General features: G+C 39.1%; 27 protein-coding genes. 20 read left to right on the top strand and 7 right to left on the bottom strand.

Annotated elements, in window-relative coordinates; translation table 11 throughout:
• Window positions 1–54: 54 nt before the first annotated feature.
• On the top strand, window positions 55–855 hold the full coding sequence (locus SB660_RS00920; protein ID WP_410580967.1) for a peptidoglycan recognition protein family protein: 801 nt from the start codon (window positions 55–57) through the stop codon (window positions 853–855).
• An 87-nt stretch (window positions 856–942) separates the two neighbouring features.
• On the opposite strand, the gene SB660_RS00925 is transcribed toward SB660_RS00920, so the two are convergent.
• Both SB660_RS00925 and SB660_RS00930 read right to left on the bottom strand, forming a co-directional pair.
• Window positions 943–1,770, bottom strand: a complete 828-nt coding sequence (locus tag SB660_RS00925) for an HNH endonuclease (protein WP_410580969.1) — start codon at window positions 1,768–1,770, stop codon at window positions 943–945.
• 71 nt (window positions 1,771–1,841) lie between these two features.
• Entirely contained in the window at window positions 1,842–2,699 is an 858-nt protein-coding gene (locus tag SB660_RS00930) for an SMI1/KNR4 family protein (protein WP_410580971.1), read from the bottom strand.
• 180 nt (window positions 2,700–2,879) lie between these two features.
• Here SB660_RS00930 and SB660_RS00935 point away from each other — a divergent pair, with 180 nt between their 5' ends.
• Together SB660_RS00935 and SB660_RS00940 are read left to right on the top strand one after the other, a co-directional pair.
• Entirely contained in the window at window positions 2,880–4,013 is a 1,134-nt protein-coding gene (locus SB660_RS00935) for a response regulator aspartate phosphatase (protein ID WP_410580973.1), read from the top strand.
• Entirely contained in the window at window positions 4,003–4,140 is a 138-nt protein-coding gene (locus SB660_RS00940; RefSeq protein WP_410580975.1) for a hypothetical protein, read from the top strand. The genes SB660_RS00935 and SB660_RS00940 overlap by 11 nt, the downstream gene beginning before the upstream one ends.
• Before the next feature lie 810 nt (window positions 4,141–4,950).
• Here SB660_RS00940 and SB660_RS00945 read toward each other — a convergent pair.
• Window positions 4,951–5,166, bottom strand: a complete 216-nt coding sequence (locus SB660_RS00945; RefSeq protein WP_012009775.1) for a hypothetical protein — start codon at window positions 5,164–5,166, stop codon at window positions 4,951–4,953.
• Window positions 5,167–5,333: 167 nt separating this feature from the next.
• Between SB660_RS00945 and SB660_RS00950 the strand changes: the two genes are divergently transcribed.
• Complete coding sequence (locus SB660_RS00950) at window positions 5,334–5,552, top strand: hypothetical protein (RefSeq protein WP_058014122.1); 219 nt, start codon at window positions 5,334–5,336, stop codon at window positions 5,550–5,552.
• Window positions 5,553–5,574: 22 nt separating this feature from the next.
• On the opposite strand, the gene SB660_RS00955 is transcribed toward SB660_RS00950, so the two are convergent.
• From SB660_RS00955 to SB660_RS00965, 3 genes are all read right to left on the bottom strand, one after another.
• On the bottom strand, window positions 5,575–6,852 hold the full coding sequence (locus SB660_RS00955) for an MFS transporter (protein WP_058014121.1): 1,278 nt from the start codon (window positions 6,850–6,852) through the stop codon (window positions 5,575–5,577).
• 73 nt (window positions 6,853–6,925) lie between these two features.
• Window positions 6,926–7,423 carry a L,D-transpeptidase family protein gene (locus tag SB660_RS00960; RefSeq protein WP_058014120.1) on the bottom strand — a complete coding sequence of 166 codons (498 nt, stop codon included), beginning with the start codon at window positions 7,421–7,423 and terminating at the stop codon, window positions 6,926–6,928.
• Window positions 7,424–7,579: 156 nt separating this feature from the next.
• Entirely contained in the window at window positions 7,580–8,437 is an 858-nt protein-coding gene (locus tag SB660_RS00965) for a metallophosphoesterase (protein WP_339165664.1), read from the bottom strand.
• 137 nt (window positions 8,438–8,574) lie between these two features.
• Between SB660_RS00965 and fadH the strand changes: the two genes are divergently transcribed.
• The 15 genes from fadH (at window position 8,575) to SB660_RS01040 (ending at window position 19,706) form a co-directional block, all read left to right on the top strand.
• Window positions 8,575–9,339: a 2,4-dienoyl-CoA reductase gene (gene fadH / locus SB660_RS00970; protein WP_180309083.1), complete on the top strand. Its 765-nt coding sequence runs from the start codon at window positions 8,575–8,577 to the stop codon at window positions 9,337–9,339.
• Between the two features lie 64 nt (window positions 9,340–9,403).
• Complete coding sequence (locus tag SB660_RS00975; protein WP_058014488.1) at window positions 9,404–10,624, top strand: EAL domain-containing protein; 1,221 nt, start codon at window positions 9,404–9,406, stop codon at window positions 10,622–10,624.
• A 303-nt stretch (window positions 10,625–10,927) separates the two neighbouring features.
• The gene (locus tag SB660_RS00980) at window positions 10,928–11,824 is read left to right on the top strand and encodes a manganese catalase family protein (RefSeq protein WP_410580979.1); all 897 of its coding nucleotides are present in this window, start codon (window positions 10,928–10,930) and stop codon (window positions 11,822–11,824) included.
• Between the two features lie 183 nt (window positions 11,825–12,007).
• Window positions 12,008–12,250: a YkuJ family protein gene (locus tag SB660_RS00985; RefSeq protein WP_003212254.1), complete on the top strand. Its 243-nt coding sequence runs from the start codon at window positions 12,008–12,010 to the stop codon at window positions 12,248–12,250.
• A gap of 139 nt (window positions 12,251–12,389) precedes the next feature.
• Window positions 12,390–12,905 (top strand): ribonuclease H-like YkuK family protein, encoded by a 516-nt coding sequence (locus SB660_RS00990; RefSeq protein ID WP_058014116.1) that lies wholly within the window; start codon window positions 12,390–12,392, stop codon window positions 12,903–12,905.
• Window positions 12,906–13,054: 149 nt separating this feature from the next.
• On the top strand, window positions 13,055–13,246 hold the full coding sequence (abbA, locus tag SB660_RS00995) for an antirepressor AbbA (RefSeq protein ID WP_003210802.1): 192 nt from the start codon (window positions 13,055–13,057) through the stop codon (window positions 13,244–13,246).
• A 146-nt stretch (window positions 13,247–13,392) separates the two neighbouring features.
• Window positions 13,393–13,836: a cyclic-di-AMP-binding protein CbpB gene (gene cbpB, locus SB660_RS01000; RefSeq protein WP_003210874.1), complete on the top strand. Its 444-nt coding sequence runs from the start codon at window positions 13,393–13,395 to the stop codon at window positions 13,834–13,836.
• A 96-nt stretch (window positions 13,837–13,932) separates the two neighbouring features.
• The gene (gene ccpC, locus SB660_RS01005) at window positions 13,933–14,814 is read left to right on the top strand and encodes a transcriptional regulator CcpC (protein ID WP_003211236.1); all 882 of its coding nucleotides are present in this window, start codon (window positions 13,933–13,935) and stop codon (window positions 14,812–14,814) included.
• 123 nt (window positions 14,815–14,937) lie between these two features.
• Window positions 14,938–15,360, top strand: a complete 423-nt coding sequence (locus SB660_RS01010; RefSeq protein ID WP_058014115.1) for a DUF4275 family protein — start codon at window positions 14,938–14,940, stop codon at window positions 15,358–15,360.
• Window positions 15,361–15,546: 186 nt separating this feature from the next.
• Entirely contained in the window at window positions 15,547–16,023 is a 477-nt protein-coding gene (locus SB660_RS01015; protein WP_268467030.1) for a flavodoxin, read from the top strand.
• Window positions 16,013–16,906: a WD40/YVTN/BNR-like repeat-containing protein gene (locus SB660_RS01020; RefSeq protein ID WP_410580984.1), complete on the top strand. Its 894-nt coding sequence runs from the start codon at window positions 16,013–16,015 to the stop codon at window positions 16,904–16,906. The genes SB660_RS01015 and SB660_RS01020 overlap by 11 nt, the downstream gene beginning before the upstream one ends.
• Window positions 16,907–16,922: 16 nt before the next feature.
• Window positions 16,923–17,381 (top strand): flavodoxin, encoded by a 459-nt coding sequence (locus SB660_RS01025; RefSeq protein WP_410580986.1) that lies wholly within the window; start codon window positions 16,923–16,925, stop codon window positions 17,379–17,381.
• 109 nt (window positions 17,382–17,490) lie between these two features.
• Entirely contained in the window at window positions 17,491–18,201 is a 711-nt protein-coding gene (gene dapD, locus SB660_RS01030) for a 2,3,4,5-tetrahydropyridine-2,6-dicarboxylate N-acetyltransferase (protein ID WP_058014112.1), read from the top strand.
• An 81-nt stretch (window positions 18,202–18,282) separates the two neighbouring features.
• A complete protein-coding gene (locus SB660_RS01035) occupies window positions 18,283–19,413 on the top strand; it encodes an N-acetyldiaminopimelate deacetylase (protein WP_061407611.1) in 1,131 nt (376 codons plus the stop codon).
• Between the two features lie 50 nt (window positions 19,414–19,463).
• Window positions 19,464–19,706, top strand: a complete 243-nt coding sequence (locus tag SB660_RS01040; protein ID WP_003211408.1) for a YkuS family protein — start codon at window positions 19,464–19,466, stop codon at window positions 19,704–19,706.
• 29 nt (window positions 19,707–19,735) lie between these two features.
• Here SB660_RS01040 and SB660_RS01045 read toward each other — a convergent pair whose 3' ends face one another.
• Complete coding sequence (locus tag SB660_RS01045; RefSeq protein WP_410580989.1) at window positions 19,736–20,542, bottom strand: mechanosensitive ion channel family protein; 807 nt, start codon at window positions 20,540–20,542, stop codon at window positions 19,736–19,738.
• A gap of 271 nt (window positions 20,543–20,813) precedes the next feature.
• Here SB660_RS01045 and ahpA point away from each other — a divergent pair, with 271 nt between their 5' ends.
• Window positions 20,814–21,356, top strand: coding sequence for a biofilm-specific peroxidase AhpA (gene ahpA / locus SB660_RS01050; protein WP_003211758.1), 543 nt, complete (start codon window positions 20,814–20,816; stop codon window positions 21,354–21,356).
• Window positions 21,357–21,437 lie beyond the last annotated feature (81 nt).

A 21,437-nucleotide genomic window follows, 5' to 3' on the forward strand; every position in this document is an offset into this window, starting at 1 on the left:
CTGCCCCAGGCGGTTCTTTTTTAATACCTAAAACATTAAGGGAGACGATGAACAATGGTAAAAATCATTCAAGATTATATTTCAAAGAGTAACCGGAACAGACCAGGCAACTATATGAAACCTTTATATATTACGGTTCATAACACAGCTAACAAGTCAAAGGGTGCAGATGCAGCGAGTCACGCAGCATTCGTTAAACGATCTAGTACAGCCGTTAGCTGGCATTACACTGTGGACGCAAATGTGATCTATCAGCACTTACCACTAAACGAAAACGGTTGGCACGCAGGAGACGGCAGAGGCACGGGCAATATGAAGTCAATCGGCATTGAAATTTGCGAAAATGTAGACGGCAATTTTGAGAAGGCAGTCGAGAACGCTCAATGGTTAATTCGCCAATTGATGACGGATAAAGGCATTCCATTGTCAAACGTTGTGCCGCATAAGCATTGGAGCGGGAAAGAATGTCCCCGCAGGTTGCTTAATCGTTGGGACAGCTTCAAAGCCGGGATCGCCGTTGCTAACACAAGTAAAAAGCCGTCTGCTAAACCAACAAAAGCAGAACCATCCAAAACAGCAGCTTCCAAGCCTTCTAAAAAGTCATATGGTTTGCCAACAGGCATTTTAAAAGTTACAAAGCCTCTTACAAAGGGATCAGCAGTAAAAGCCGTACAGCAAGCCCTAGCGGCGGTTTACTACTACCCGGACAAAGGAGCAAAAAACAACGGTGTTGATGGCTATTACGGACCAAAAACAGCGGATGCGGTCAAACGATTCCAATTGATGCATGGTCTTGCCGCCGATGGCATCTATGGTCCGAAGACTAAAGCAAAGCTCGAAAAGCTATTAAAATAAAAATTCTATAGACTTATGACTATAGATGGTTTTAAAACAAGAAACCCCCTGTCCAGTATTGGATGGGGGGGTTTACTTATATAGAGTTTATTTTAGTCTTCCCCATATAGCTCTTCCGCCTGTATGTCCTGTTTTCTTGTGAATTTCTTTGTTCACAAGTTGTAATCTTCCTGTGTTTTCATGGTGATGCCATACATAGCCTCTAGGGGTTTTGTTATGGTTTATATCAATGATTTGGTTCTTAGTAAATTTTTTAGCATGTTTAGGTGACTTAATACCGATTTTTAAAGATGCGTTTGCCTTAGCGAATTGAGTTTTGTTAGATGACTTTATTAACAAACCTGGTAGATTGTAATTGAATTTTGAATTGAAAACAGGAAAGCCATTTGCAGTGAATTTAATACCAGTTTTAGGGTGTTTCTTTTTAGCAAGTTTTCCATTTCTGATTACAACTTTTTTTGTTGAGTTTTTCAAATATTGTTTGGCATATAGTTTCCCACCGATGCGCATAACAACAGGAAAAGCAAGAGGAACTAACCAAGCAGGGTACATTTGAATAATATCAACCTCATCGTTTGTACCAATTGCATCGGCTGGAGCAGAAAACGTTGGTTCTACTAGCTCCCCATTTTCGAAAACCTCATCAGAAATTGTATCTTTTTCTAGTTCCTCATCCGTAACATCATCTTCAAGTAAACCTTGATACTCTTCATAGTTATCCCAATCCTCATATTCTTGAGCATATGGAAAATCATCATAGTTTTCGTAAGAAGATTCAATGTAGTCGTTTAATTGATCTTCCGTTAAATTACTTTCTCTAACTTGTGTAGATTCCGCTTTGGCAAACTCCGGTAAAATAAAAGATACTAGGAGCAATAACGGTAATGTAGCACATAAAAACTTCCTTAATTTCAATTAAAGCACCTCTTTTGTATTATATTTACAAACATTGCAAGTATAATACAAGTATTGGAGGTTAACAATACCTATTCTATAAAATCTTCCAATTGATTAATAATAATCTCAACATCTGAATCATTTAATCTATTTAAGTTACTAATGATATTTTTAAATGTTTCCAGTGATTCCTTGTTCTCTAAAATCAAGTTTTTCTTGTATGTTGCTACTGTATCTAACACTAACCCCAATTCCAGAGCGCCATCAACGTCATTCGTTGAATTAGTATGAGTTTCTAATTTTTTCAATAACCAAATGAGATCGTCATAATTTTGAATAGGGAAGAGCTTGAGATTAGAAAATAATTCTTCATTATTTTTTTCAAATATCCTATTTACTTCATCCTTTGTAATTGCGTCTGCATCGTCGGGCGATATGTATTTAAGTTCATAGTCCTCGGGGTCTAATCCTTCTAAATCAGGTTCACTATCATCCGATTCATCAATGTAGAGTTTTGAAATAAATTCATTAAAACTATCTGCTAATTTAAAGTCCTCTTCCATTTCTAAATCGAAAAAATGAACGGGTGGATTCTCTGTAGTATTTCGGTAATCTAGTGCAACCCAGGAATGACCATCCCCTGAGATAAGAATAATATCTTTAGGAAGCTCCCATTCTTTTATTAAATAGTCGCTTTCTAAAATCCCTTCTTTTTTTCCGATCCCTAGCAAATGATCAAATTGTATATGATCCTCTGCCCATGAAGTAGGTTTGTCAGTAGGGAAAGCATTACATTCCAAATAACCGCCGTTTTGCTCCAAGACTAAGTTTTTATATTCTTGTGGCAGCTTAACTCCTAGCTTTTTTTCTGTTTTCATAATATCCTTTTCAGATATTTTTTTTAAAGTATATGGATCGTCTGATTGGTTAGCCCAAAATTTTTTCAATTCATCATCTCCTAAAATATAGATATACTTTTAAATTATACCTTCGACTCAAAGTCTTATCAATAGACTTAAAAAACTAGATGATTGAGAAGAAAATTGCGGTTTCTTTTCGGTGTGGAAATATTTCAAAAATGATAATATATGTCATTATAGGGAATAGCAAGGAAGGGGTAAGGTCTTATGGAGAAAGTGCTTTCTTCTCATGTCGGGTTGAAAATCAATGAATGGTATTACCATATTCAAAGATTTAACGTTCCGGATGCCGAAGCGTATAAGGAAGAAATAAAATCTTTGCTCGATAATATGGAGGAAAACCAGGACTTATTATTATATTACTCTCTTATGGAATTCCGACATAAATTAATGTTGGATTATTTGAATCCATTGGAGAATGGAAAAGAGCGTGCCAACTTTAGAGAATTAGCAATGAAGATCAAAAGGGACCAAGAGAAATTGACAGGCTTACTTGATTATTATTTTAATTTCTTCTATGGAATGTATGAATTTGAAAAATATGAATACCTCAACGCAATTACCTTCTACAAACGAGCAGAAAAAAAGCTATCTCTTGTAAGTGATGATATTGAACGTGCCGAGTTCAATTACAAGATGGCTGAAATCTATTACCACATGAAACAAAACCACATGTCGATGCACCATATAGCTCAAGCAATAGAATGTTACCGAGAAAAAGAAACTTATACTGTTAGACAGATACAATGTTCCTTTGTCATTGGATTAAACTATATTGATATGGGTTGCCCCGAAAAAGCAAAGCCTCATTTTGAACATGCACTAGAAAAAGCAACGGAAAACGACGCTAAAAGATTAATAGGATCAGCGCTTTATAACTTAGGATTAAGCTATTTTCACAATGATGAAATAGTTGCTGCAATTAAATATATAAATGATTCTATCAACGCTTTTAAAGAACGAGGATATGAGCATTTTAACAGAATACTTGACCCTTTAAGTGTGCTTGTAAGGTCATATTTTCATGAGAAGGAAAACGATCTAGGGTTATACGCTCTCAACCAGGGGATAGAACTAGCAGAAAAATTAAAAGATGATGTTATGCTTAAAGTGTTCACTTTTTACAAGGCGCTTTATGTGAAGGAAGATTATGAAAAAGTGTTGAGTGATACCGAATATTTAACTGGTCGGGGAATGTATGCAATTCTTGAAGAATTATCGAAAGATGCAGCAAGGAGATATAAAACAGTAGGAGATAAGGACAAGGCGTCGAACTTCTATGAGAAGGTTCTTTACTTCCAACAATTAATTAAAAGGAGCGATTGCCTTTATGAAATTTAAGTCATTGATTGCAAGCATTATAATTGTGGGAACATTAGGTACTATCGGTTATTTTGCAATTACACAAAATCATGATGAGGCAATAAGAGGACACACCTCAAGTATCGGTTATGATAAATTCCATTAAAAAAAGCCCTTTTCGGGGGCTTCTTTTTATTTGAATATCTTTTTCATTAGCTTGCCGGATGCTTTACCCGCAGCACGTCGCATGATACGTTTTCCGATAGTACCCTTTTGAACGGCGTTGACGTCACCCAGGTATTTTGATGTTTTATAAAGGAATGATCTAAATTTATTTATGTTCATTTTACGCTCCTTTTACGTCTGTCCATTATTAAAAAACTTCCCCCAAACTTCCCCCAAAAGAATACTATCATATAGTTGACTTTAAGAAGGTGGAATTTATGTGAATTAGGAGAAAGCCTGTCATATCAATACTTAAATTGGCTTAGAACGTACGTTTGGAAACATACTGGATTATTATTAGTAAATTGCAAATAGACTTATTGTAAAAAGTGATAGGATTCCTATCCCTCTTATGTACAATAGCCATTCAGGAAGGTTCTAAAACGTGGGTGAAGATAAAAATGGCAGAAAGGTCAGCAAAGACACTAGCATCTATCCAATTTGATTTTTCTTCTATCTGCTTCAGGTGGAAAGAATGCGGCGTATTTAAATTTATATATGCTAAAGGTGTCGTATATTCATCACATAACTTGTGATGGTGCCATTGGTGTTAATGGACAAAGAAGAAGAGACGTTCATTGCAAGAAGCGCAGAATAATTGACTGAATCAAATATATATGAAGTGAACTATTAGTTCATGATAACTACCTATTTTAAATAAATGGGTAGTTTCTCAATTGTATTCATTTTGCATTTGAGACTTTACCATATGCCAGACAACATGCCCGAACATATGGTTTCATCATAAGGTCTATTTCTTATGACTTGAATAAGCGCAATAGAAGCAACCATTAAAATCAGTTTCATTCGTCATTTTTTTAGCTTCATCAATGGCGCTCTCGCCACTCATGTGCAGACCAATCAATTTACGGCTTGCAGCATCACCTAAAAATGCACAATCTTCTGTATGTACAACATACTGACCTTGATCATCTTTTGTATGAATAAAATAATAACTTTTTAGCATACCTCTCACCTCCAACCTGACTATACTACTATAAAATTCCCAAAGATGTAAAGATTTTTAATTAAAAATACTGCGATTTTATACACGTTCCTTTTATGTCATAAAAAGAAAAATATGTTATTAAATAAGAAGAACAAATTCTATGAGAACAGAAAGGACTGTTAAGATTGAAAGCTATTTTAACTCCTTTATTGGTCGCATTTGTCGTTGGATGCATTGTGTACGTGATAGATGACCAGCCGATTCATCCTTTGCTTCTATTTCTCATCCTATTTATTAGCATTTATGCAGTTGAAAGAATCATTCATTTTGCTTCCAATCATTTCGAAGAACAAAAAAATAAGCGCCGTTGTGTTTCAGAGCCATACAAAAAGGACTTTCTATAGAAGAAAGTCCTTTTCGCTTCATTTATTGTGCTCCCTGACCTTTAAGTTCACGCTGCACGTCTAAGTCGTCAGCTTCTCTGCTGAACTTTGGCAGTGTAAAGAAGTAAAAAAGGAAAACGAGTAAAATAATAACGCCCATTCCGTAATAAATATAAGAAACGTTTGTAATGAGTTTTGGAAATAGTACCGCAATCAAACCTAATGTCATGGATTGAGCAAACATGGTAAGTGGATCAACCCAGCCAGACACACGTCCCATCAGACGAGGATGGACGATTCTCGGCAGCCAGCCGCCAATGACAATGTTGACCGGTCCAATGCATGTACCAATGACAAATGATGTGACATAAAACAACCATAGTGTATGGGTGGAACCAAGTACAAAAATCAGAATGCCTGCAACCAAAATTGGAAGTGACATGAGATATTGCATCTTTACTTTCTTAGCGAGAACAGAGCCCATTAAGCTGCCAACAAGCAGGCCTGCACCGATCGCGATTGTAAAGAAGGATGTATGCAGTTCAAAATGATCCGGTGAAAGACCATATTTCATTGTAAACATCGGAAGTACAGCAAATGCGCCATTGACTAGACCAAAAACAAAAAAGCCGAAAATTAAAGAAGCCAATAATTTATTTTTTATAATGTAAAGAATGCCTTCTTTAAAATCTTTTAGAGACGTTTTAATGGTCATACCTCTCCAGCCTGCTTGTCCATTTGGCTGACGTGCTTCAATTGGAATGTTACATGAACGAATCAGGATGCCTGACACAATAAAACTGATCAAATCAATGGTAATGGCTCCGTGAAGTCCAATTGTCTTATACATAATCGCACCGATTCCAACACCAAATACCATGAATAAACTAAACAGCATTTGATTTAAACCAGCGGCTTTTGCATATTGATCTTTATTTAAAATCGCCTGAACGAGAGAGGCTTCAGCTGGATAGAAGAACTTCGTAATGGCACTTCGTATAAATAAGATCAAGAAAATAAGAGGAAGTGAATTGAAATAAATAACGATGAATAAAACAATCGTCAGCCCAGCTCGTATCCAATCGCAATTCTCTGCGACTTTTTTACGATCAAAACGATCTGCTACGACACCGACCATAAAAAAGACAAAGATCGTTGGAAGTGAATACATGAGCTCTGCTAATGTGGCATAGGCGGGCTGATGACTAAAATGATCAAGCAAATAAAAGGCAAACGCCATATTGCCTACTGTTGTCCCCATTTGCGAAGCAAGTGCTGCAAAAAAGAGACGAACAAAATTTCTGTTTTTAAAAATATCCATAAATACGCTCCTTAACCTGAAGATCCCACTTTATATCATATAAAATTTTAAGCATTCATACAATTGATTTCTCCTACTGGCTAATGGTCACAGGTGTTCCATTTGGAACGAGTGAAGCAAGTTCGATGACATTCTGATTATACATACGAATGCACCCTCTAGACACAGCTTTACCAATTGAAGAGGGGTTATTCGTACCGTGGATGCCGTAATGAACTTTCGAGAGGCTCAGCCAATAGGCGCCAAAGGGACCTCCTGGGTTTGGCTGTCTGTTCACAATATAATAAGAACCTGTCGGCGTCATATTTAAAATTCTTCCTGTTGCAATCGGATACGACCGAATCAGCTCTGATCCAGAAAACAAGACGAGACGTTTCCTAGAAATTGAAACAGAGATGCGGTAAGGGATCGTATTAGGATCGGGCAGACCAGGAATGATGATGACCTCATTTTGTACCGGTTCTTGACCTTGAAGTGAAGGGTTTGCAGCCTTTAAGGCATCTGTTGTTGTTCGAAAATCAAGCGCTATAGAAGAAAGCGTTTCTCCGCGTTTTACCGTATATCGCAGCACCAAAGGACACTCCTTTTGCTCAAATAAAAGCAGCCATGATGCCCGTCACTTGCTATATATATGGACGGAATCAGGCTAAGGAAGGTTTCTCCTAACATTTGTCATGAGAAAGATCTTTGATTATCTATATGCAAAAAGAAGCGTTTTGGCTTCTGTCTAAATGCGAGAAGAGAGGGTGAAAAAGGTTAATTCAGGTTTGGCTAAAAATCGAAGCGGCAGTCTTGTTGTCCCAAGGCCGCGGTTGACATAGATGCGGTGCTGATAACTTCCGTATAAACCTTCCACATATGTATGGCCGAAAGGTGCTGTGAGAATGGGTCCATAGAAAGGAAGCTGCACCTGTCCGCCATGGGTATGTCCAGAAAGCTGCAAGTTAATGGGGGTTGAATTCAGCTCCAATGCTGCATCAGGCTCATGTACGAGCAGCAAGGTAAATAAATCAGATGATACTTCCCGCTTCATTAGGTCATAATCCGGCACACTCATCATCAAGTCATCCATTGTCGCAATCTGAATATGTGCCCCTTCTTTTTCTAATGGAAACACATCATTTTTACATATTGTAAAGCCGCATTCTTTCATCGTTTTCTCATAAAGTTCAATGCCAAATGGTCCGTAGTCATGATTACCGCATATCGCGAGCTTACCAAACGGGGCATGGAGCTTAGTCAAATAGGCTTTCGCTTTTTCATGCTCTTCAATCGATGCTTGAAAATCAACGAGATCCCCTGTGAATACAATGAGGTCTGGAGACTCAGCGTTGATTTGCTGGACGACGGATTCTAATTCCTTCGCAGGAAATGTATCACTTAAATGAACATCACTAAATTGAGCGATTTTAAACTGGTCAAATGAAGCTGGAAGCTGAGCATCCCGAATGGTCATTGACACGGTATCGATCATGCGTGGTTCGATGTATCTGGCATATCCGTACCCACATGTTGTAGCTAAAAAACCGAGAATGCTCGCGCCGGCTGCTCCTTTTAAAAACTGTCTCCGAGAAAGTTGCTTCATATAAGACTCCTTTATAAATAAAATTAAGTATAGCATCATATTTAAAGAATCTCCCATATGGTGCATCTAGGGTCAATCATGATATGATAGAAAATAATGAATGAATAGTCATTCAAAACCACAGAGGGGGAGAACAAATGACGAAACAAACAGTGATTGTCACAGGAGGATCAAGCGGAATGGGGAAGGCGATGGCTGTCCATTTGGCACATGAAGGCTGGAATGTTGTGATTACTGGAAGAACAGAAGAAACGTTAGAAAAAGCGGCAAATGAAATAAAACAAAATGGCGGCTCGATCGCTTACTTCCAAATGGATGTGCGAAACCCAGAAGATGCTGATCAAATGGTCAAGTTTGCCGTAGATACATTTGGCGATGTGGATGCTCTCATTAACAATGCTGCAGGAAACTTTTTAGTTCCAGCAGAAAAACTATCTCCTAACGGCTGGAAGGCTGTCATTGATATTGTATTAAATGGAACATTTTTTTGCAGTCATGCAGTGGGCAATTACTGGATTCGTCAAAAGAAAAGCGGAAGTATGGTCAATATGGTGGCGACCTATGCATGGGGTGCTGGTGTAGGTGTGGCGCATTCAGCGGCAGCAAAGGCAGGTGTTTTATCTCTCACTCGAACGCTTGCAGTGGAATGGGGAAAGCAATATCGAATTCGCGTCAATGCCATCGCGCCAGGTCCAATTGAGAGAACAGGCGGTGCGGATAAACTATGGGAATCGGAAGAGGCAGCGCAAAGAACATTAGATAGTGTTCCTCTTGGCAGACTGGGCACACCAGAGGAAATTGCAGAGCTTGCAAGCTTTTTATTATCTGAACAAGCGTCTTATATAAATGGAGATTGTATCACAATGGATGGAGGACAATGGCTCAATCAATCCCCATTTTGAATGACGATGTAAGACCTGCTTTTGATGTGTTATAATCACACAAAGAGAGAAGCAGGTGATGAAAATGGTCGATCCATTGGATATTTTAACGAATATTGAAGATGTTTTCCCGCACTATCAAGCGATATTCAGTGCGGAAGAGCAAAAAGTGATAGGCTATGAGATTTTAGGAAGAATGAAGCTCGAGTCTGAAACAGTTAGCCTAGGCTCCTTCTTTACGGATTCATCTATTCCTGACGAATATAAAGTGGAAGTAGATCATAAAGTACTGACGCAAGCACTTGATCTTTTCACAACAGCAGATGATGATTTGCTCATTTTTATTAATCATGATGCCAATATCCTGATGCTTGATCATGGTGAAAGCTTTTTAGAACTCTTGAAGCAATATGAAGCAAGGGGCATTCAGCTTAATCGGTTTGTTATCGAATTTACAGAGCATACGTTTAGCGGCGATATTGAACAGCTTTACCATACGTTAACGTATTTTCGTACATATGGTATTAAAATCGCCATCTCGAATATTGGAAAAGAAAGCAGCAATCTTGACCGGATTGCCTTGCTCTCACCCGATCTATTAAAAATAGATTTACACGCATTAAGGGCATCGGCTCCTTCACCTTCCTATGAATATGTCTTGTACAGCATTTCATTGCTTGCGAGAAAAATAGGGGCGGCTTTAATTTATGAAGACATTGAAGCAAATTTTCAGTTGCAATATGCTTGGAGAAATGGCGGCAGATACTTTCAAGGATTCTATCTTCACGAGCCGGCGGCGGAATTAATCGACCGTAATAAACGAAAAGATCAGCTGAGAGAAGAATTCCAGCAATTTATTGCTCATGAGAAAAAGAAACTACAAACTGTCTACGAACATTCTGAAACATTTTATAAACGAATTCACCAAGCTGTCACGACCTTAAAAAAATCATGCAGTACAAATGATGAACTCATCCAAAAGCTGGCATTAGAATTAACGGATTGCAGCTTTCGGATATATATGTGTAATGAAGAGGGATTTCAAATCACTGGAAATGTGTTTAAAAAAGAAAAAGAATGGCTGTTTCAGCCTGAATATATTGAGAAAAACTGGAGCTGGCGTCCTTATTTCCTAGCGAATATTCTCCAAATGAGAATGAGCGGGAAAGGATTTTTCAGTGATATATATAGCGATTTAGAAACTGGTGAGAGGATACGTACGTTTTCTTACCCGTTAGAGGGAGATATGTATTTATTTATAGATCTTCCGTATGCCTATTTATATGAGCAAGATGGATTAATTTAAACGCACAGAGTGAAGATTATATTAGCCATTTATTAACAATCAAAGCAGCCTTTTAGGCTGCTTTTTTTGATTGAAAAAAAGAAATAAAAAATGGTTGACAATGAAACTGATAATCATTATCATTTAGTTATAGAGAGAAGCTACTCTCTGTTCCCCAACCCCTCTATCAGATCAAGATCCAAAAAACTTGGCGCTACCCCCGCCAAGTTTTTTTTGTGCTTTTCATCTTCGCCTCATGCATAGGACAGCCCAATCACTCCATACATCTTAAGTGATGACAGTTAGACGGTAGGAGGGAACGTCATGATCAAACGTGACAAGCGGCTGCTGATTGATTTGCCAAGGCCAGATCACCCACATGCAAATGGTGCTGCTGCTGTGCAAGAATTACTCGGCGGAAAATTCGGTGAAATGTCCACATTAAATAATTACATGTTTCAATCCTTTAACTTTAGAGGAAAACGAAAACTCAAACCGTTTTATGACCTCGTATCCAGTATTACGGCTGAAGAATTCGGTCATGTAGAACTTGTGACAACAGCAGTGAATCTCATGATTACAGGGACCACCCATGGCGGAGATCCAGATACGACACCGATGAAAGCGGCTGTCGATAAACGAAATACACAGCATTTTATTCAAACGGCTCAAACAGGCTATCCGTTTGATTCCATGGCAAAACCTTGGACCGGAGAGAATGTGTTCTCAAGCGGAAACCTGATTCTTGACCTCCTTCATAATTTCTTCCTTGAATGCGGGGCTCGTACGCACAAAATGCGCGTATATGAAATGACAGATCATCCTACAGCAAGAGAGATGATCGGTTATTTACTTGTGCGAGGCGGTGTGCATGTTGTGGCATATGCAAAGGCGCTTGAGGTAGCTACAGGAGTAGATGTAGGGAAAATGCTCCCGATCCCAAACCTCGACAACAAATACTTTGATTCAGCAAGGAAATTTGAAGAACAAAATATTCATACAAAACTGTACACATTTAGTGATACGGATTACAAGGATATCAATAAGATTTGGAAAGGCAGCCATCCGATTGATGGAAAACCGCTCACAGTGATTGAGGGAACCCCGCAAGGAGCACCTGTGCCAGATTATAGAGAATTACCGGAAGAGTTTGCCCCAGGCATTTCCAAAGAGGATTTTGACGAAATTGCCAAACGGCTGATGAGATCTGCGGGTTTATAAAAACATGGTGCATGAGATCAGAAAAAAGACTCAAACTAAAAAAACAGATTCTTTTTCTTTTTTTGAATTCAAGAGGAAAAATATCATCTGAGAACACTTTATGGTATGATGCTTTGTAGGACTTGTGTATAATCAATACGGGTTCATCTTGAGTTGTTTTTTTGAAAGGAGTCTTTTTTTAGAATGTCACAATTAATGGGTATCATTACAAGGCTGCAAAGTCTTCAAGAGACAGCAGAAGCTGCAAACGAACCGGCACAGCGTTATTTCGAAGTGAACGGTGAGAAAATCTGTAGTGTTAAGTATTTCGAAAAGAATCAAACGTTTGAATTGACTGTTTTTCAACAAGGGGATAAGCCAAATACTTTCCCATTTGACAACATTGATATGATTTCGATTGAGATTTTTGAGCTTCTACAATCCTAAGCTGAATCGTATGAAATGTTTTTTCTAAGAATTCCTTCGTTGATTGCGGAAGCATACACTTCATAGGTGATAAGCAAAAGGAAGATGATCATTCAGCGCAATATTCGGATAAGAGACCATTAAAAAGGAGTTCCTTTCTGTGAGTGATTCTTTTTACTACAATCTTTCTGAAGATCATTTAGCGTTTTCTGATGTCGTCATGAGAATGAAAGACTTTATTCGAAAAGACCCTAGATCCGCCTATGTGTTATCAATTGGTACGGACTCGCAGGTCAATCAAAATGTCACAAGATTTATGACTGCAATTCATCTCCACCGGATTGGCAAAGGGGCTTGGGGCTGTCTTACGCAACAAGTGATCAGCAGGCCTGTGCAAAGCCTTAGAGAAAAAATTTCATTAGAGACAGCGTTTAGCCAAAAGGTATGTGCAGACATCCTTGAGGGGCCTTTAACAGAACTGATGGATTTGCTTCTTCCCTTTGCTGAGGAAGGGGCAGACCTCCGTTTTGAAGCTCATCTAGATATTGGCAAAAAAGGAAGTACAAAAGAGCTGATTCAGGAAATGACCGGAATGATCACAGCTATGGGAATTGAAGCTAAAATAAAACCCGACTCATACGCAGCATTTTGCTATGCCAATCGATACACAAAATAAATTCCGTCATTTTTCTCCAAACCTTGTCGAAACGTGCGGTTGACGATTCGATTCTAGTTCCTTATTCTAGCTGTATAGAGAGGAAGCAGACATTCAAAAGCCTGCTAATCAATATAAAAGCATATATGAAACAGGGGGCCTGATGTTGGATGAGCGTCATCGAAAATCGTTTTAATGAAGAAGAGAAAAAGCTATTATTAAACGTATTGCTGAATCAGGAATATGCTGTCGAATTACTAAGCAGTGAGATCAATGATATAGAATGTGGAACAAAAAATGTCGATGACAATACGTATAAGCAATTGATCACATTGTATGACAGAGTAAGGTTTGAGAATTAATATTGATTGAACATTCTATTAGATACTCGGGAGCTGAGTATCTTTTTTATGCAGAAAAAATCTTTCGACAAATTTCGTTTTAGTTTATGCTTAATGGTAAAGGGGAATGTATGATTGATGATTGAGAGAAAAGGGGTCGAAGAAACATGATAGAGATAGAACCAACTCAATTGCTTGAGTCCACAGTAGCTGAGCATATGATTGATGCAGATAAAGTGGCACATGTTCAAATTGGAAATAATCTTGAGCATGCCCTATTGGTCCTTACAAAAACAGGATATACAGCCATTCCAGTATTAGATCCTTCGTATCACCTGCATGGGTTAATTGGAACGAATATGATTATGGATAAGATCTTTGGTTTAGAACGAATTGAATTCGAAAAGCTGGACCAACTGAAGGTAGAAGAAGTTATGCTCACTGATATCCCAAGGCTTAAAACAACGGATCCTGTGCTAAAAGGCGTTCACGCTGTAACGAATAATGGATTTGTTTGTGTCGTAAATGAGGAGCAAGTCTTTGAAGGAATATTTACACGACGTGTTGTATTAAAGCGCTTAAATGAAGTGATTCATGCCGCGAAAAAATGAGCTGAAGCCCAGCTTATTTTTTTTGCCTTCATAAGCTATAATTTATATAATGACCATATGGAATAAGAAAAACTTATAGAGAGAAAGGGGACGCCCATGCAGCTTCAAGAGTTACATATGCTTGTTGTGCTAAGTGAAGAATTGAATATGAGAAAGGCTTCGGAGCGGCTCTTTGTCTCTCAGCCTGCTTTATCCCAAAGATTGCAGACGATCGAAAAAGAGTGGGGTACCAAAATCTTTTTTCGTTCTCAGAAAGGGCTCACCGTAACTTCGGCAGGTGAACAGATCATTCAATTTGCAAAAGAGGTGACGGTTGAGCAAGATCGAGTGAGAGAGAGAATCGATGAACTTGAAGGGGAAATTCACGGTACACTAAAGCTTGCAGTGGCCTCCATTATTGGACAGCACTGGCTGCCGAAAGTGTTAAAGCGATATGTCGAAAAGTACCCAAATGCGAAGGTATCACTTGTGACCGGCTGGAGTAGTGAAATGCTCAAAAGCTTATATGAGGACCATGTGCACATTGGGATCATTCGCGGAAACCCTGATTGGAAGGGAACAAAGGAATATTTGATGACAGATCATTTATATTTAGTCGATTCTGTTATCAAGGACGTGGACGAGTTAATCGAGACAGAACGCCCGTTTATTCAATTTAAAAGCGACAGCACGTATTATCAGGAAATCCAGCACTGGTGGCATCAAAAATTCAAAGTGTCTCCAAAGCAGACGATTCTAGTGGACCAGATTGAGACGTGTAAACAGATGGCCTACCACGGCATCGGCTACGCCATTTTGCCTTCGGTCACCTTATACGACCACGAAAAAAGTGTTCATAAAACACCGCTTGTTGACGTGAATGGAGAACAAATCGGACGTGACACATGGCTGCTAGGCTATGAAGCTTCTTTTCAATTAAAACAAGTGCAAGCATTTGTTGGTGTGGTCAAAGAAATGCTTGAAAGTGATGCGGTGTAAGCACCTTCTTGGAAGAGGAAGGTGCTTTTTTTAGGTAAATAATCAGCTTGATTCAATTTACTTATTGTACGCATATCAAAGCAATAGATAGATGGAGCGAATCATAGAGGAGACCTCGATTTTATGAAAAACAATCAATTAATCAAAATGAACAAACCTGAATGGGGAGATCATTTGCGCGCCAGGTGGCGTGAACGTTTTGCTAGTCATCTTTCAGTTAAAGAACAAAACGATATATCAGTAGATGATTTTTTATGGCATTTATGCAGTTTTGGAATGGTTACATGCCTTGAAAAGGCTGAGGCGATAGACGCATTTCTTCAACAATCAAAGGATAAGTGCACTGTTTTTTATCAATTTGTTGACGAGGCGTATCTTTTCGAAAATGCTAGCTCTCTTTTAATCAATGATTTACCATATCAGTCTAATAATATGGATTATAACGATATGTATGTGATGGATTGGAATGAAAAATGGACATTTGTGATGACGCACGAAACGGATTATGGTCCATATTTTATTCGAATAGATGAAACGAACGAATGAGGAACCGATGATCTCTTCGATACGAAAAACCCGCCTTCCAATTGGATTGAGCGGGTTTTTCATTGGGTTAGAGTATTGATTGGTCAAAGCTTTTTTATGAAATCATTTGACAATGAAAATCATTATCATTTAAAGTGTACATATAATAATTGAAAATGATTATCATTTAGATGAGGTGACCGATAGATGAAAGCACTAATTGCATTTGCGAGTATGTCTGGTAATACAGAAGATATGGCAGCGATTATAAAGCAAACACTAGAAGGAAAAGGGATCGATACTGAGATGATGGAATTTGATGATACAAGCGCAGAGGATCTTTCTTCATACGATTATGTGTTCATCGGTTCTTATACATGGGGTGATGGCGATTTACCTTATGAAGCAGAGGATTTTTATGAAGAGGTCTCCACGCTTGAACTAAGTGACATCAAAGCAGCTGTGTTCGGATCAGGAGATTACAGTTACCCGAAGTTTTGTGAGGCTGTCCATACATTTCATGACATGCTCAAATCAACCGGTGCATCTGTGTTTCCTGAAACATTGAAAATGGAGCTTGCACCTGATACAGATGAGGATGTGGCGTGCTGTCAGGAATTTGCGACAAGCTTTTTAACATGGGCGGCGCTATCTGTGAAACGAGTTGAAAACCATGTTTCATAAAGGAGCGACGGCCGTTGCTGCCTCTAAAAACGGTGGATACTTTGTTGCTGTAAAACGTGAAGGTATTTTTCACTACAGTGTGGAGAGCGGATGGCAGCAACTGTTTAAGCTCAAGCATAAAATTCATGCCATCAGCTATATTGGACCTTATTTATTCGGTGTTGGTGAAAATGGCACAGTGATTAGATCAGGAGATGAAGGTCATACATGGGCGCTATCATCATTTCCAACAAATGCAGTCGTTTGGTCGATTACAGGACGCGAAGACGGGTTTGTGTGTGCACATGGAAAACATAGTATATATGTGTCAAATGATTTCGGGATTTCCTGGGAAATTATGAAGCCGTTTGCTCATGTGAACCATCCGCCTGTCATTCGTTCCTTATGTGCTGCAGGTGATCACCTTTATATTGGAACACAGATTCATGAGGTTCACGGAGGAGTATGGGTGTATGACTTGGAGAGTGAACAGGTTTTCCTTCTAAACAGAGAGGAGCACCGGATGACAGCTTCTATGCTGCTCTGTCAAGAGCATCTGCTTGTTTGCGCATTGGGATCAAAAAAAGGCAAAAAGGGATCTGTTCAAATTTTAGATTTACATACCAATATGCTGCATGATATTCAATCACAAGCCTTTGATAGAGAAGAATCATTTTTGGATGTGTCAGAGGATAATGGCATTGTGTATGTGACTACTTCACAAGACGAATACGGGTTTTCTAAAGTGTATCAGCTTGATATAGAGCAAAAAGAGCTCAAATGGTTTGATACGATCAAAGGACACGGTTTTCGTGTAGCCAATCAAAATGAAAACTTTTTCTGTGCTGGTTTATATGAAAGCAAGTTTGTAAGGCCATATGAGGAGCCGGCATTGATTCATTGATAAGGAGGAAGAAAAAGTGACAGAAAAGGTTTTACTGGTGTATGCCACGATGTCTGGGAATACAGAAGCGATGGCGGATCTAATTGAAAAAGGAATAACAGAAGCAGGAGCTGGCGTGGACCGTCATGAAGCGATGGATATTGATGCAGAACTTCTCAATGATTACAAGCACATTATGTTAGGTGCGTACACATGGGGAGATGGTGACCTTCCTGATGATTTTATTGATTTATATGAAGAAATGGAAGAGCTTGATTTAACGGGAAAAGCATTTGCTGTATTCGGTTCCGGGGATACATCTTATGAGCATTTTTGCGGAGCTGTTGATCTAATCGAAGAAAAAGTGAAGGAACTTGGCGGGGACATTGTCCTGCCATCAGTCAAGATCGAGCTAAATCCAGAAGGAGAAGAAGAAGAGAAATTGATTTCTTTTGGTAAACAATTTGTTCATCTTCACCAGCAGGAAGCGGGGTAATCAGTCCCGCTTGTTTTATTTTCCATTGAAGAGTCAACTCTTTCACTTGTCATTAAAACTCTCCTTTGGTACAGTAATGAAGTATAAATTAAGAGGAGGACATACATACATGAAACAAATGGACGCTAATGAAATTATTTCATTTATTCAAAATAGTACAAAATCAACACCTGTCAAAGTCTACATCAAAGGTGATCTAGAAGGCATTGAGTTTGGTGAACATGCAAAAACGTTCATCACAGGAAACACTGGAGTTGTTTTCGGTGAGTGGAGCGACATTCAAAAAGCGTTAGAAACGAACAAAGACAAAATTGAAGATGTTGTCGTGGAAAATGACCGCCGCAACTCTGCAATTCCAATGTTAGATTTAAAGAACATTAAAGCACGTATTGAGCCAGGTGCGATCATTCGTGACCAAGTTGAAATCGGTGATAATGCAGTCATCATGATGGGGGCTTCTATTAATATCGGTTCTGTGATCGGCGAAGGTACGATGATTGACATGAACGTGGTGCTTGGCGGCCGTGCGACAGTAGGTAAGAACTGTCATATCGGTGCTGGATCTGTTCTTGCAGGTGTCATTGAGCCGCCATCTGCTAAACCAGTTGTCGTAGAAGATGATGTTGTCATCGGTGCGAACGCTGTTGTTCTAGAAGGTGTGACAATTGGTAAAGGTGCAGTTGTAGCTGCAGGTGCGATCGTTGTGAACGATGTAGAGCCTTACACAGTTGTAGCAGGTACACCTGCAAAGAAAATTAAAGACATTGATGAAAAAACAAAAGGTAAAACAGAAATCAAACAAGAACTGCGTCAGCTTTAATTCATATAATTCGCAGCTGAAGACATAGACGTGGATATATATCCACGTCTTATTCGTATAGAGGAAAGGAAGCGAATTCACTTGTTAAATCGTGAGCAATTGATATCCATTCGAAGAGATTTACATCAAATCCCTGAGCTTGGTTTTAAGGAATTCAAAACACAAGCATACCTCATCAAGCATCTTGGTGCTTATTCAAAAGATCGAGTTGAGATAGAAACATGGCGAACTGGACTTTTTGTCAAAGTAAAGGGAACAAATCCTGAGCGCGTATTTGCGTATCGTGCAGATATGGACGGCCTGTCTATTCCTGAGGACACAGGGTATCCATTTCAATCAGTACATGAAGGGAAGATGCATGCGTGTGGACATGACCTTCATATGACCATCGCACTTGGGGTCATTGATCATTTCGTTCATGAGCCAATCAAAGAAGATCTATTATTTATGTTCCAGCCGGCAGAAGAAGGTCCAGGCGGAGCTGAACCGATGCTTACAAGTGATGTGCTGAAAAAGTGGACGCCAGATTTTATTACAGCACTGCATATTGCACCTGAATATCCTGTCGGAACGATAGCCACAAAGCCAGGGCTGCTTTTTGCCAATACGAGTGAGCTTGTGATAGATCTTGAAGGAAAAGGCGGACACGCTGCTTACCCTCATTTAGCGAATGATATGGTTGTGGCTGCGAGTGCACTTGTAGGTCAACTGCAATCGGTTATTTCTCGTAATGTCGATCCTCTTGATAGTGCGGTCATTACGATTGGCACGATTACCGGGGGAACGGCTCAAAATATCATTGCGCAGCATGCAAAGCTTGATGGCACCATTCGTACACTTTCACCAGAGTCTATGGAAAAAGTGAGAAAGCGAATTGAAGCACTAGCAAAAGGGATTGAAATTGGCTACGAATGCAAGGTAACCGTGCGATACCCTTCATCTTATTACGAAGTGGATAATTCAAAGGAACTGACAGAGGAATTTATGTCATATGTTTCTGGAGAAGGGCTTGCGAATGTGGTTGAATGCAGAGAGGCCATGACAGGAGAAGATTTTGGCTACATGCTGAAAAAGTACCCTGGATTTATGTTTTGGTTAGGGGTCGATTCAGAATATGGCCTGCATCATTCAAAACTCATGCCTGATGAAAAAGCGATAGAAACAGCTGTAAACGTTATGACGGCTTATTTCAAAAAGCAAGCAGGTGAATGAATAATCAAGCTGCCTCCTGTACACCTTATGAACAGGAGGTGTTCTTGATTATGACAAGAATTGGTGTAGAACCATCTTTATCCGATGTAGAAGAACTACTGAAGCAAAAAGGGTATGACGTCGTACGTATTCAAAATGAACAGCAAATGGATCAGTGTGACTGCTATGTTGTCACAGGACTAGATTCAAATGTTCTTGGCATTTCAGACACAACGACAAAGGCATCTGTGATTACCGCGTCTGGTATGACGGCTGATGAAATTTGTCAAGAAGTAGAACAGCGTGTTCAATAAAACAAACAAGAAAAAGAACCGGTAGCTTATCATCCCGGTTCTTTTTGCTCTTTTTCTATATCGAGTACTTCTTTCATTTTTTTGCGCAAAATACGTTCTACCCGCCATTGCTCCATTGTTTCAGTTTTTGCAATGATGCGCAGTACAAGGGAAGAGGATCCGAACGCCTCCACCCCGACAACTTGAGGTCCTTCGATAATTTGAGGAATGTCCTCTCGTACCTCATCACACGCCGCTTGAAGGGCTGTAATCATTTGATCCACATTCTCTTCTGGAGACAGCTCGATATCAACGAGTGCCTGCATAGTCCCTCTTGAATGGTTGCTCACGTTCAATATGCTTCGATTTGGAATAAAATGAAGGGTGCCGTCAAAACTTCGAAGCTGCGTGGTCCTAAGTCCAATTTGTTCTACGATCCCATCAAAACCAGCAACTGTTATATATTCTCCCACATCGAATTGTTTCTCTAATAGGATAAAGAATCCTGTCACAATATCACTCACTAGTCCTTGAGCGCCAAAGCCGATCGCAAGCCCCACGACGCCTGCACCAGCTAACAATGCGGTCGGGTTATAATGAAATAAGTCGAGGATCATGACGACTAGAATAAAAATCAATAAGTAGGCGAAAATATTTAACGTAAGACTTTGCAGCGTTTGAGCTCTTGATAAAGAGACATCATGCTTTTCAGAGAATGTAGAATAAGCACGCTTAATCATCTTATTTCCGATGGCTCTGATGATAAAATAAATCGCGAAAATAGCGATGAGCCTTAGCAAAATCATACTGCTATTCAGGATAATGGAAACCCAATCTACTTGTTCAAATGCTTTCATGATCTTCAAAACCTTTCTATGTATGCTCTAATAGAGAAGCTAATCATTTGTTCCCTTCTGCAAGACATGTTAAACTTTCGTTAAGTGGAGTAAGAGATTGTGACAAATCGTTAATTAAATTTATTATTAATTAATATTGACTAAAAACCGCTTAAGTATTATAATTGTAATTGTGAAGTTATTAACTAAATGAGAATTTCAACTTTTGATTCTCATTTTATATACAGCTTAGAAGTCTGTATAAAGATATTATTTTTGGAGGGATTTACATATGGCAGAGCGTTTTGTAGGAAAACAAGCTCCACGTTTTGAAATGGAAGCAGTACTTGCTAACAAGGAATTTGGTAAAGTGAGTCTAGAAGAAAACATGAAGAATGACAAATGGACAGTTCTTTTCTTCTACCCAATGGATTTCACATTTGTTTGCCCAACTGAAATTACAGCAATGAGCGATCGTTATGATGAGTTCGAAGATTTAGATGCTGAAATCATTGGTGTATCTACTGATACAATCCATACGCATCTTGCTTGGATCAACACAGACCGTAAAGACAATGGTCTAGGTGAATTGAAATATCCGCTAGCTGCTGACACAAACCACACAGTATCTAGAGAATACGGCGTTTTAATTGAAGAAGAAGGAATTGCACTTCGCGGTCTATTCATTATCAACCCAGAAGGCGAACTTCAATATCAAACAGTATTCCACAACAATATCGGTCGTGATGTAGATGAGACATTACGTGTTCTTCAAGCATTACAAACTGGTGGACTTTGCCCAGCGAACTGGAAGCCTGGTCAAAAAACACTTTAATTGATAACTGAAGAAACAGGAGGGTCTAACTGATGTTAGACCTTTTTGTTTCGACACATACAATGGATGGAGGCGCTTCAT

Origin of the sequence: Bacillus sp. SIMBA_005 (assembly GCF_046535585.1) — a bacterium.
GTDB classification, from domain to species: Bacteria; Bacillota; Bacilli; order Bacillales; family Bacillaceae; genus Bacillus; species Bacillus pumilus.